At 76.2% G+C, this 12464-nt stretch carries 10 protein-coding genes; 2 read left to right on the forward strand and 8 right to left on the reverse strand.

Annotation, left to right across the window (positions count from 1 at the left end; all coding sequences use genetic code 11):
- Nucleotides 1-71 precede the first annotated feature (71 nt).
- Both PO879_RS13330 and PO879_RS13335 read right to left on the reverse strand, forming a co-directional pair.
- Entirely contained in the window at nt 72-752 is a 681-nt protein-coding gene (locus PO879_RS13330) for a TetR/AcrR family transcriptional regulator (RefSeq protein ID WP_278235361.1), read from the reverse strand.
- A 102-nt stretch (nt 753-854) separates the two neighbouring features.
- Nucleotides 855-2417: an exopolysaccharide biosynthesis polyprenyl glycosylphosphotransferase gene (locus tag PO879_RS13335; protein WP_278235362.1), complete on the reverse strand. Its 1563-nt coding sequence runs from the start codon at nt 2415-2417 to the stop codon at nt 855-857.
- Nucleotides 2418-2698: 281 nt separating this feature from the next.
- Here PO879_RS13335 and PO879_RS13340 point away from each other — a divergent pair, with 281 nt between their 5' ends.
- Together PO879_RS13340 and PO879_RS13345 are read left to right on the forward strand one after the other, a co-directional pair.
- Nucleotides 2699-3616, forward strand: a complete 918-nt coding sequence (locus PO879_RS13340) for an NAD-dependent epimerase/dehydratase family protein (protein WP_278235363.1) — start codon at nt 2699-2701, stop codon at nt 3614-3616.
- A gap of 124 nt (nt 3617-3740) precedes the next feature.
- A complete protein-coding gene (locus PO879_RS13345; protein ID WP_278235364.1) occupies nt 3741-6050 on the forward strand; it encodes a helicase-associated domain-containing protein in 2310 nt (769 codons plus the stop codon).
- Between the two features lie 58 nt (nt 6051-6108).
- Here the strand turns inward: PO879_RS13345 and PO879_RS13350 are convergent, their stop codons facing one another.
- Genes PO879_RS13350 through PO879_RS13375 form a run of 6 tightly spaced genes read right to left on the reverse strand, consistent with a single transcriptional unit; the run spans nt 6109 to nt 12463 of the window.
- On the reverse strand, nt 6109-7224 hold the full coding sequence (locus PO879_RS13350; RefSeq protein ID WP_278235365.1) for an NADH:flavin oxidoreductase/NADH oxidase: 1116 nt from the start codon (nt 7222-7224) through the stop codon (nt 6109-6111).
- Nucleotides 7221-8603, reverse strand: coding sequence for an MFS transporter (locus tag PO879_RS13355; protein ID WP_278235366.1), 1383 nt, complete (start codon nt 8601-8603; stop codon nt 7221-7223). Before PO879_RS13355 ends, PO879_RS13350 begins: the two co-directional genes overlap by 4 nt.
- Nucleotides 8600-9514, reverse strand: a complete 915-nt coding sequence (locus PO879_RS13360; RefSeq protein ID WP_278235367.1) for a hypothetical protein — start codon at nt 9512-9514, stop codon at nt 8600-8602. The genes PO879_RS13355 and PO879_RS13360 overlap by 4 nt, the downstream gene beginning before the upstream one ends.
- Nucleotides 9511-10452 (reverse strand): polysaccharide deacetylase family protein, encoded by a 942-nt coding sequence (locus PO879_RS13365; protein ID WP_278235368.1) that lies wholly within the window; start codon nt 10450-10452, stop codon nt 9511-9513. The genes PO879_RS13360 and PO879_RS13365 overlap by 4 nt, the downstream gene beginning before the upstream one ends.
- Complete coding sequence (locus PO879_RS13370; protein ID WP_278235369.1) at nt 10449-11126, reverse strand: isochorismatase family protein; 678 nt, start codon at nt 11124-11126, stop codon at nt 10449-10451. The genes PO879_RS13365 and PO879_RS13370 overlap by 4 nt, the downstream gene beginning before the upstream one ends.
- Nucleotides 11123-12463, reverse strand: a complete 1341-nt coding sequence (locus PO879_RS13375; protein WP_278235370.1) for an MmgE/PrpD family protein — start codon at nt 12461-12463, stop codon at nt 11123-11125. Before PO879_RS13375 ends, PO879_RS13370 begins: the two co-directional genes overlap by 4 nt.
- Nucleotide 12464 lies beyond the last annotated feature (1 nt).

Below are 12464 nucleotides of genomic sequence, written 5' to 3' on the forward strand. Positions count from 1 at the left end.
CCGGGCAGTGTCCCAGGGTACCGGGGCGGGGGCGGACGCGTCGCATCCGGCCACGGCTGTCCGCCGGGACGTCAGGCGGGCACGATGCCGGCGTCGGCGCCGAGCCGGGCGGCGACGGCGTCGAACCAGTCCGCCGGGTCGGACACCGCGTTGTGCAGGTGGCCGAACAGCTCGAAGGAGATCGAGCCGAACAGCCCCGACCAGGCCATCAGGGTGCGGGCCACGACCTCCGGGGCCGGCGCGGGGAAGCCGCGCTGCACGACGGCGGCACGCGCCGGCGCGACGACGGCGGCGACGTCGGACACCGGCGGCCCCGGGTCCCCGCCCGCCTCCGCGGCGATGCCGGCCAGCACGAGGACCACCCGGATCGCGGGCTCCACGGTGTCCTGCGGTGCCGCGTACCCGGGCACGGGGGTGCCGTAGAGCAGGGCGAACTCCCCCGGGTGCTCGACGCACCAGGTGCGCGCCGCACGGCAGGCGGCCAGCCAACGGGCCGCGTGGTCGGTGCGGGGCGCGTCGCTCTCCGCCTGCTCGACGGCGGCACCGAGCTCGTCGTAGCACTCCACCAGCAGCGCGGTCAGCAGGGCGTCGCGGGACTCGACGTACCGGTACACCGCCGAGGACACCATCCCCACGTCGCGGGCGACGGCGCGCAGGGACAGCGCGGCGGGTCCCTCGGCGCCGAGGCGTTCCCGGGCCGCAGCGTGGATCCGCCGGGTGATCTCGGTGCGGGCGATCTCGCGGGCGGACATGTCGGACACCCTGCCACGGCGGAGCAGCGTTCGCGAAGCAGAGCACCGCTCCGGAACGCGCGCCAGAGCTTGCGACGGGGCTCACGACGCAGCGCGCGACGATCAGTACGCGCCCCGGCCCGAGAGCACCGCCCGCACCGTGCGCGCGAGGACCAGCAGGTCGTCCAGCGGGGTCCAGTTCTCCGCGTAGAAGATGTCCAGCCGCACCGCCTCGTCCCACGGCAGGTCGCACCGCCCGCTGACCTGCCAGAGCCCGGTCATGCCCGGCTTGACCAGGAGACGGCGGCGGACGTGCGCCTCGTACTTCGCCGCCTCGTGCGGCAGCGGCGGCCGGGGGCCGACCAGGGACATCTGGCCCCGCAGTACGTTGAACAGCTGAGGCAGCTCGTCGAGCGAGTACCGGCGCAGCATGCGACCCGGCCGGGTGACCCGCGGGTCGTCGCGCTGCTTGAAGAGCAGACCGTCGGCGTCGTTGCGGCCCTGCAGGTAGTCCTCGGCATCGGCCCCCACCCGCATGGTGCGGAACTTCAGCATCCGGAACATCGTGCCGTCGCGCCCCACCCGCTCCTGCGGGTACAGGATCGGGCCCTTGCTCGTGGTCGCGACGACGACCGCGACCACCACGAGCACCGGCAGGACCAGCAGGATCAGCAGGATCGCGCCGACCCTGTCGATGAGCGACTTCGCGACGTACTTCGGGCCGGCGAACCGCGGAGCGGTCACGTGCAGCAGAGACACCGAACGCTCGGGGACCACCGTGATCCGGGGCCGGGTGACACCCTCCAGCGCGGCGGTCAGCATCAGGCTCACGCCCAGCGGCTCCAGCTCCCACCCCAGACGGTGCACCTCGTCGGCGTCGACCGCCTCGGAGCCGCACACCACGACCGCCCGCGCAGCGGTGCCGGCGGCCACCGCCGGCACGTCGGACAGCCCGCCGAGCACGGGGACGCCGGCCACCTCGGGTGGCGCGGAGGCTCCCTCTCCCGGCCCGTCGGCCGCGGGACGGGGCCTGTCGACATCGCCGTACGGCCCCGCGGCCGCGCCGTCCGGCACGCAGGCGGCCACGACCCGGTACCCGGACGGCCGGTCGTGCAGCTCGTCGACGAGCCGCTCGACCTGTCGGCGGGATCCCACGGCCACGACCTCCGTCGTGCACGCGCCGCGAGCGCGGGCACGCAGAAGGCGCGCTCGCCACGCCGACCGTCCCGCGATCAGCAAGGCCAGCCCGAGGGGGAACGCGGTGAGGGCGAAGGCCTGGACACCGGGAGCGGGGACCAGGAGTGCCAGCACCGCGGCCGCGACGAACGTCCGCAGGGCGGCATCGGCGATGCGGTGGAGCTCCTGGCCTCCCTCGCCGAGGACGCGAGGGTCGTAGCCACCGCTCAACGCGATCGCGACGGGCCACCCGACGACGCCCACGGCCACCAGCGCGAGCAGCACGGCCGTCGCGGCACCGGAGGGCGGCGCGGCGACCACGGCGTCCCGCACCACCAGCGCCACGACGCAGGCGGCGGACACCAGCAGCACGTCCGTGGCCATCAGTCGGCGTCGGTAGCCGGTCTGCCAGACGTCGACCCGAGCGCGGGCGCGCCACGACGGGCTCCTGCTGCGCCGCACCCACGCCCAGGTGCGGGGCAGTCTCTTCTGCGACTCCGCGATCGTCATCGTCTCGCTCCCGACATGCGCTGGTCCTTCCTGATGCTAGGAGGCGCACCCCGCGGATTTCTGCGGTTCGTCGCGCCTTTCACCCGCTCTTTCACCCAGGTGAAAACGCTGGGTTTCATCCGAGGAAAGGGCTCCCAGCGGTTGCTACCGGGAGCGGTCTGTGATCGGTCGACAGCGCCCCAGGTCATCGGTGCGAGAGCAGCGCTCTTGCGCCCGGCCCGCCGCCGTGCCACGCTGACGACACAGAGTGAGAGCACCGCTCTCGGATTGGAGCACGGGTCATGTCTCGTCATCTCGTCGTGGGCGCCGGCCCCGTCGGCCGACAGGTCGCCACCCTCCTCGCCGCCACCGGCGAGGAGGTCACCGTCGCCACCCGCTCGGGCCGGGACACCGGCCTGGAGGGCGTGCGCCACGTCGCCGTCGACGCGGCCGACCCGGACGCGCTCTGCGCCGTCGACCCGGACGCCGACGTGCTCTACAACTGCGCCAACCCGGCCGACTACACCCGCTGGGAGGAGCTCTGGCCGCCGCTGGCCGCCTCGCTGCTGACCAGCGCCGAGCGGCTCGGCGCCGTCTACGCGATCACCGGGAACCTCTACCCCTACGGCCCCGTCGACGGCCCGATGTCCGAGGGGCTCCCCGACGCCGCCACCGACCACAAGGGCCGGCTGCGGGCACGAATGTGGGCCGACGCGCTCGCCGCCCACCGGGCCGGGCGCCTGCGGGCCGTCGAGGTCCGCGGCTCCGACTACGTCGGGCCGGGCGTCGGCGGGAACGGCCACGTCACGCGCGTGCTGCCCGCCGCCCGGCAGGGCCGCGCCGTCAGCATGCTCGGCCGCACCGACCAGCCGCACACCTTCACCGACGTCCGCGACGTCGCCCGCACCCTGGTGGCCGCCGCCGCGGACCACGACGCGCACGGCCGCGTCTGGCACGTGCCGTCCAACCCGCCGGTCACCCAGCGCCAGGCGGTCACGGACGCGCTCGCCGCCGTCGGCAAGCCGCCCGTGAAGGTGCGTGAGCTGCGCGGCGCCACCGTCGCCGTCGTCTCGTGGTTCTCCCCGCTGGTACGAGAGCTGCGCCAGCTGATGTACCAGTGGGAGCGGCCGTACGTGCTGGACTCCACCGCCGCCCGGGAGCGGTTCGGGATCGCCCCGACCCCGTGGCCCGAGGTGTGCCGGGCGACCGCGGCGGACTGATCCCCGTCGGCCCCCGTTCCCCGTGGCGTCCCCGCTGTGGGCATGAAATCTGCAGGACCCACCGCTGTCGGCCTGCAGATTTCATGCCCACAACTTCGGGGGGAGCGGGCGTAACATCGATCAGATGGCCGGTACGTTCACCGAGTGGGTGCGCTCGCGCACGGACGACGAGCTCGTGACGTTGCTCCGCGTGCGCCCCGACCTCGGCACACCCTCCCCCTCCACGCTGCGCTCCCTCGCCGCGCGCGCCGCCAGCCGCACCAGCACCGAGCGGGCCGTCGCCCACCTGGACGCCGGCACGCTGCAGGTCCTGGAGTCGCTGCTCGCGCTGTCCGACGGCGACACCCCCGTCGGGGCGGGAGCGGTCACCGACGCGCTCGGCGCACCGGGGTCCGCCGACGCCGTCGGTCGCGTCCTGGCCGCCGCCCGCGACGCGGCCCTGGTGTGGGACGACGACGGCGGGGTGCGGCCCGCACCCGGCCTCGACGAGGTGCTCGGCCCCTACCCCGCCGGCCTCGGCCCCGTCCGGGAGGACGACGCCCCGACCGTCGACGTCGGGGCCCTGTCCCCCGCCGCCCGGCAGGTCCTCGACGCGCTCGCCTGGGGGCCGCCCGTCGGCGTCGTCCCGCCCGCCGGCTCCGCGCCCCGCGCCGCCGTCGACCAGCTCGTCGGCGACGGGCTGCTGCAACGCTCCGACGCCCGGCACGTGGTGCTGCCCCGCGACGTCGGTCTGGCCCTGCGGGGCGGTCGCACCCACCGGGCACCCGACCTCGACCCGCCCCGTCCGGACGGACGCACCGTCCCGGATCCGACCGTGGACGCCGAGGCCGCCGGCGCCGCGCTGGAGATCGTGCGTCAGGTCGCGCACGTCCTCGTCGCCTGGGACGACACCCCACCCGTCGTGCTGCGCGCCGGCGGGCTCGGCGTCCGCGACCTGCGCCGCACGGCGCGGCTGCTCGAGACCGACGAGGCCACCGCCGCGACCGTCGTCGAGCTGGCCGCGAGCGCCGGGCTGGTCGCGGACGACGGCGACGCTCCCGCGTCGTTCCGGCCGACCACGCGCGCCGACGGCTGGGAGGAGGCCGACGACGCCGACCGGTGGGCCACGCTGGCCGAGGCCTGGCGACGCTCCCGCCGCACAGCGTGGCAGGTCGGTACCCGCGACGAGAAGGGCACGGTGCGCGCGCCGTTGTCCGCGGACCTGCAGCGGCCCTGGGTGCCGCGGCTGCGCCAGCAGGTGCTCGAGGTGCTCGACGCCCAGCCGGGCGTGGCGCTCGGGGTCGACGACGTGCTCGCCGTGCTGCGGTGGCGGTCGCCGCGGGCGGTGCCCCCGGAGGCCGCGGTGGCGGGGCTGCTGCGCGAGGCCGCGATGCTGGGCGTCACCGGCGCCGGGGTGCTGTCCACCCCCGGGCGCGCGGTGCGCGAGCCCGGGGAGGACGCCCCGGCCACGGACCTGGGCACGGTCATGCGCTCGGTGTTCCCCGAGGAGGTGCACGAGTTCCTCCTGCAGGGCGACCTGACCGGGATCGTGCCCGGGCGTCCCTCGCCCGACCTCGCGCGGCTCATCGACCAGTCCGCCGAGGTCGAGTCCCGGGGCGCCGCCACCACGGTGCGGTTCACGACCGGGTCCGTGACCCGGGCGCTGGACCACGGCCGCAGCGGGGAGGACCTGCTGGCCGAGATCGCCCAGCGGTCCGCCGTCCCGGTGCCGCAGCCGCTGGAGTACCTGGTCAAGGACACCGCACGCCGCCACGAGGCGCTGCGGGTCGGTTCGGCGCAGTCCTACGTGCGGGCCGCCGACCCCGCGATGCTCGCCGGCCTGGCCGACGATCCGCGGCTGTCCGCCCTCGGACTGGTCCGGCTCGCCCCGACGGTGCTCGCGGCGTCGGTCCCGGCCGCCGAGCTGCACGAGGTGCTGCGCGACCGGGGCCTGCTCTCGGCGCTCGAGGGTCCGGACGGCCGGCCGCTCGGCCGGGTCCGCCGTCCCGACCGGCTGGACCGCGACGTCTGGTCCCGGCGCCGCGGGACCGGGGCGGTCCGCGGCGTCACCGACGCCGCACGGCGCGAGCTGGTCGACCGGATGCGCGGCACCGGCACGAGCCGTGGCACCGGGACACCGCCGGACGGCGTCGGCCAGGAGCTGCCGCCGGCCGTCGACGGCGCCTCGCCCGGCCCGGGTGCCGCCGTCGGACCGGGTGCGGTCGTCGGGGAGCCCGTGCGCGAGCCCGGGGACGTGCAGGCCGAGCTGAGCGAGGCGCTGCGCGACGGGCGCTCCGTGTGGGTCGAGCTGGTCGGGGCGTCCGGCGGGCTGGAGCGGCGCGAGCTGCGGCCGATGCGGCTCGAGGGCGGCCGGCTGCGGGCGCTGGACGCCGTGCGGGAGGCCGAGCTGACGATCGCCGTGCACCGCATCGCCTCGGTGCAGCCGACCGACTGAGCGGGCGGACCGCGCCGGCGCCGGCCCCGGACCTCAGCACCCGGGGCCGCGCCGGACCTCAGACCGGGGTCGGCACGGTGAGCCCGTCGAGGACGGTCCCGCGCCACGCCCGGTAGTAGCGCGGCTCGACCGGCGCACCCGGCGCGTCGAGCTCCGCGGCGGCGTGCCGGGCCCAGTGCGGGTCGCGCAGCATGGCGCGCCCGATCATCACCGCGTCGGCGCTGCCGTCGCGCAGGACCTGCTCGGCCTGCCACGCGTCGGTGATGCGTCCGACGGCGGCCGTCGGCACACCGCCCTCCGTCCGGACGACCGCGGCGCCGGGCACCTGGTAGCCGGGCTCCTCGAAGTAGTCGGCGCCCGCCACGAGCCCGCCCGAGGAGCAGTCCACGAGGTCGACCCCCACCTCGCGCAGCCGACGGGCGAGGCGGGCGGTGTCGTACGCGTCCAGCCCGCCCGGGGCCACGTCCTCGGCGCTGACCCGCACGAGCAGGGGCACCTCGTCGCCGATCGCGACGCGCACGGCCGCGGCGGCGGCCACGAGCAGCCGCTCCCGCCCGCCGCCGCCCCAGTCGTCGTCGCGGCGGTTGGTCACGGGTGACAGGAGCTCGTGCAGCAGGTAACCGTGCGCGCCGTGGAGCTCGACCGCGTCGAACCCGGCCTCCACGGCGCGGCGAGCCGAGACGGCGAACGCCTGGACGACCTGGTCGAGCTCGTCGCCGGTCGCCGGCCGCGGCGGCGCGTAGTCGCCGAACGGCTCGTCCGAGGCGCCGAGCGTCGACCAGCCGCCCTCCTCGACCGGCACGGACCGGTTGCGGTGGGCGTCGCCGGGCAGACCGCGGTACTTGCCGCCCTTGCGGCCGGCGTGGGCGAGCTGGACCGCGATCTTCCCGCCCACGGCGTGCACGGCCTCGGTGACGGTGGCCCACGCCGCCGTCTGGCTGTCGTTCCACAGCCCGGCGTCCTGCGGGGTCACGCGACCCTCGGGCAGCACGGCCGTGGCCTCGGTGACGACGAGACCGGCCCCGCCGAGGGCGAACTGGGCGTAGTGCGCGCGGTGCCAGGCCGTGACGCGGCCCGTGCGGTCCTCGCAGGCGTACATGCACATCGGCGACGTCCAGGCGCGGTTGGCGAACGTGGTGCCGCGCAGCGTGAGGGGGGTGAACAGGGCAGTCATCGTGCGGTGGACCTCCGGGAGACGAGGAGCGCGGCGAGGGAGAGCAGGAGGAGCAGGAGCCCGATCCCGCCGACCCAGGCGCCGAGGGCGTGGATGCCGTCGGCGCCGGCGGGGGTGACGCCGGCGGCGACGACGACGGCGGCCAGCGCGGCGCCGACGTACTGGGACGTGCGGTACAGCCCGCTGGCCACGCCGGCCTGCTGCTGCTCCACCGCGGAGTGCAGCTGGAGCTGGTTGCCGATGTTGTTGAAACCGTTGGGCAGCCCGAGCAGCCCGCCCAGCAGGACGAACAGCCACACCGGCGAGTCGACGGTCACGGCCCAGACGGCGAGCGCCCCGGCCGCCACCATCGCCGCCCCGCCGACCACCAGCAGCAGGTGGGCCGGGACGCGGGAGCCGAGCCGGGTGGCGACCACGGTCGACACGACGCCGACGCCGAACACCGGGACCATGAGCAGCCCGGCACCGACGGGCCCGAGCCCGCGCGAGGCCTCGAGCCACTGCGGCAGGCCGTAGAAGATCGTGTAGAAGGAGACGAAGGTGACCATGGCGCGCACGCAGGTGCGCCACAGCGCCGGGTTCCGGGTGAGCAGCCGCACGTCCAGGAACGGCTGGGGCGACCGTGCGGACCACAGGACCAGGACGACCACGCCGACGGCGGCCGCGACGAACCACCACCACCGGGCACCGGTCTCCAGGGACAGCAGGCCGAGCATGAGCGTGGCCAGCGTCGCCACGAACGCGACCAGCCCGACCGGGTCGATGGCGCGCAGCGTCCCGACGAAACCGACGGAGGCGCGGGGCGGGTCGGCGGGCACCGTGCGCAGCACCCAGAAGGCCGCGTTGGCCACCATCGGGACGTTGACCCAGAAGATGCCCTCCCAGCCCCAGACCGCCACGATCGGCCCGCCGACGGCGGGGCCCAGGGCCGCGGTGGTCTGGCCGCACAGGGCTATGACGCCCAGCGCCGACGCCGGGGAGGTGCGTCGACGCTGCGCCTCGCGGCGGATGATCGCCATCGCCGTCGGGAACTGCAGCGCCGTGCCCACCCCGAGCAGGAACCGGTCGGCGACCAGCCACTCCAGGCTGGGCACGAACGGCCCCGCCACCGAGGCCACCAGCGTGATCGCCAGGCCGACGAGGTAGACGCGGCGCGGGCCGAACAGGTCGGCGAGCCGGCCGCCGGTCGGCGAGCAGACCGCCGCGGACAGGTACAGCGCCGACACGATCCACGCCGTCGCCGGCCCGGTGCCCAGGTCGGCACCGATGGAGACCAGCGCGACGGCCAGGACCGCCGAGTTCAGGCCCTGCAGGATCGTGCCCGAGCCCAGGGCCCAGCTCATCGGCCGCGGGAGCTGCGCCGCCGTCGTCGTGGTCACGGGGCGACGTCCCCCGGCGGGACGACGACGACCCCGGGCTCGGCCGCGAGACGACGCAGCACCCGCTCGGCCACGTCGGCGAAGCAGGCCTGGCCGAGCACCCAGCCGAACCAGCTCAGCCCGAGGAACCGCGGTCCGAGCACGTCGGCGTCGGCCAGGAGCTGGTCGATCGTGGCGTGCAGGATCCGCTCGTACGCGTCGGCGGTCACGCCGCGCGTGTACAGGGCGAACACGTCCTCGGTCTCCAGCGAGAACGGCAGGGCGGTCAGCCCCGTCGCGTCCCCGTCGAGGGCCACCGGTCGCTCGTCGACGGGCCAGTCGCCGAACCAGCGCAGCCCGGCGTCGCGCAGGGCGCGGGTGGTCCGCGGCGTCTCGGCGCGCTCCGGGGAGAACCAGCCGGTGACCTCCCGCCCGGTGGCAGCGGCGACCGCGTCCACGCTCGCGCGCACGGCGGCCGTCTCGGCGGCCAGGTCGGCGTCGGGCGGGGTGAGCACGTTCGCGGCCCGGCCGCGCGCGACGACCTCGGCCGCCCGCTCCCCCACGAGCCGCCCGAGGCCCGGCATGCGCCGCACCCCCCGCTCGTCGAGCGCGACGGCCACCGGGACGCCGGCGTCGGCCGCGGCGTCGAGCAGCCGCCAGACACCGACGGTGAGCCCGAAGTCCCACTGCGAGAGCCGGGCCACCTGCCCGTGCCGCGGTTCGGACGTGTCGCGGCCGACGCCGCCGGGCATCGACTGCGGAGTGGTGGTGCCGGCCGGCACGACGTCCTGGTAGGCCGGGGCGTGCAGCAGCACGCTCACGACCAGCCGGGCGTCCTGCCGGGGCGCCCACGGGTCGCGCCGCGGGTCGTTGCTCCGGGGCAGGGTCGGGGCGTGGACGACGGCGTCGTCCGGGTTCGTCACGAGGCTCACGCGGCCACCTCCTCGGCCAGGGCCCGCGCGTGGGCGAGCTGGGTGTCGTAGTGGTGGGTCAGGTAGTGGTCGGCGATGTCGCCGGCGCGCGTCAGCCACAGCCGGTCGTCGCCGCGCAGCCGGTCGAAGATCTCCTCCAGGTACCGCAGCATGTGGGGCTGGCCCAGCAGGAAGGGGTGCGTGGCCAGGCAGGCCACCCTCGCCTGGCCGTCCCGCTCGGCGTCCCGGGCGAGCCGGTCGACCTGGGCCAGCACGAGGGCCACGAAGTCCTCGGGCGACAGGTTCTTGGCGTGCAGCATCGGGACGTCGTTCAGCATGTAGCTGTACGGCATCGACACCAGCCGACCGCCGTCGCGGGTGGCCAGCGGCCGCGGCTGCTCGTCGTGGATCCAGTCGGCGTGGTACGTCATGCCGTGCGCGACCATGAGGTCGGGCGTGGCGTCGGTGCCGGAGATCTTCGGGCCGAGCATGCCCCGCAACCGCGTGCCGTAGTACGTCTCGGCCAGCCGCTGCGACTGCGCGAGGAAGGCGTCCTCCTCGGACCACGACAGGTCGTAGATCGGCCGCAGGTTGGAGATGCCGTGGCTCATGACCTCCCAGTCGCGCTCGCGCATCGCGTCGCGCACGTCCGGGTCGTCCTCCAGCAGCGTCAGGCTCAGCGACACCGTGGACGGGATCTCGTAGCGGTCCACGGCGCGCAGCATCCGCCACAGCGCCACCCGGTTGCCGGCCGCGCGGTGCATGTAGTGCTGCACGTCCGGCGCGGCGACCCGGCCCTGGGGGCTGCCGCCGCCCGGCGGGACGTAGTCGTAGTGCTCGACGTTCGGGGCGTGCCACACGGCCACGCCCTTGCCGCCGGGCCAGGTGACCCGCGGGCGCAGGGGCAGCGGGGCGTAGACGAGCCGGTCGTCGGTGGTCAGCCGGGCCGCGGGCGTCACGCGTGCACCGCCGCGTCGTCGGCCGTCCGGCCCGGTCCCGCCGCCCGGGCGGCGAACCGCTCGAGCGTCTCGTCCAGGGAGACGACGTCGCCGAACCGGTCCTGCATGTCCCACAGGCTGGTCTCGCCGGACAGCACGCGGAAGTCGTCGCAGCACTCCTCGACGACGCTCACGCGCAGGCTGCGGTAGGCCGCGTCGACGACGGTGGCGCGCACGCAGCCGCTGGTCGACGTGCCGGTCATCACCAGCTCGTCGACCCCGAGCTCGGCGAGCAGGTCGTCCAGGCGGGTGCGCCAGAAGCCGGACGCGACGGTCTTCTCCACGACGTGGTCCTGCGGGGCCGGCGGCACGACGGGGCTGATCTCCGTCCACGGGTCGCCGCGCAGGCAGCGCTCGGTCAGCGACGAGCGCACCCGCTGGGCGAGCATCCGGTCGTCCAGGTCGTCGAGGATCATCACCAGGTAGATCACCGGGACGTCCGCGGCGCGGGCCGCCGTGAGCAGCCGCTGGGTGTGCTCGAGTGCGACGGCGGTGCCCGGACCGATGTTCTCGTGCTCGGTGAAGGCGCGCTGGAAGTCGACGACGACGACCGCGGGACGCTCGCCCGGTCCGACCTTCGTGCGCTCGGCGCGCCGGCGGCGGATGGTCTCGACCTCCGCGTTCCAGTCCGTCATGGGTGGTTCCTCCTCGTGGTCGGGCGGGGCCGCAGCCTCGCGAGCGGCTCGTCGCACCGCGGTGCGTCGGCGAGCGAGCGCACGACGTCGGTGACGTCGTCCGCGGTGACGCGCGACGCCCCGGCGGCGAGCGCCTGGGTGAGCAGACGTCGCCGGTCGGCGGCGTCGAAGGGGGTCAGGTCGCGGTCCCCGGCCGGGTGGTCGACGGCGGCCTCGAGGACCGTGCCGTCGTCCAGCGTGAGCCGGACGCGCGCCGGACGGGCGCCGGGGTCGCCGGGTTCCAGCGTCTCCAGCTCGACCCGGTCGGCGACCCCGGACACGGCGGGCGCCCGGAGGGGGTCGGACCGGTGCGGGGCCACGTCGCCGTGCACGAGGGCGCTGGCGACGGCGAACGGGGTGGAGAAGTGCGCACCGTGCGGGGTGCTCCACCGCCGGGCGGCGAGCCGCACCCCGGCCGGGGCCGTGGCGACGGTGATCGACGCGACGTCGTCGAGGTCGCGTCCGGCGGCGGCCAGCCGCTCGCGCACCGCGAGCGCGGCGTCCGCGGGGGCGTGCGTGTACGCGCAGGCCGCGTGCTGCTTCAGGTAGCCGTGGGCGAGGAGCAGGTCGGTGCCGACGGGCACCAGCTGTTCCGGGTCCAGCTCGCCGACGGCCGGCGGCATCCCGGTGCCGGGTGCCGCCCAGCCGGCGCGCGCGACGCGGGCGGCGGCCAGGCCGGCGACCGCTCCGGTGCCCGCCCAGGTGTCACGGACGTCCGAGCCGGCGAGCACCGGGGTCCAGGAGGTCGCGACGAGCCCGCCGAGCGCGGTGCGCACGGCCCGTTCGACGACGTCGGCACCGGCGTCGGCCAGCACCGCGCACCCGGCCGCCGTCCCCGGTGCACCGAGCGTGCCGTGGGTGTGCACGTCGGCCGCGAGGGTGGTGGCCCGACCGATCCGCGCGGAGACCTCGTACGCCACGACGAGCGCCTCGAGCAGCTTGCTGCCGCTCGCCCCCGTCGCCTCGGCCTGCGCCAGCACGCCGAAGAGGCTCAGCGCGGCCGGGTGACCGGCCGCGAAGCGGTTGCCGTCGTCGAGCTCGGTCCGCACGGCCGCGGCCGAGTTCAGCCACGCGGCGGCCTCGACGGAGACCCCTGCCGCGGGGACACCGACGAGCGTGCACGGTCCGGGAGCGGGGTCCCAGACGTCCACGAGCCGGCGCATCGCCGGTGTCCCGTGCCCGCCCGCGGTGACGGCCAGCAGGTTCGCCAGCACGTCCTCCAGGGCGGCCCGCGCGTCCGGGGCGACGTCGTCGAGCCGCAGCGCGGCGGCCCAGGACGCCAGTCCGCTGAGCGTCATG

The organism is Isoptericola sp. AK164, assembly GCF_029643425.1.
Taxonomy (GTDB): domain Bacteria; phylum Actinomycetota; class Actinomycetes; order Actinomycetales; family Cellulomonadaceae; genus Isoptericola; species Isoptericola haloaureus.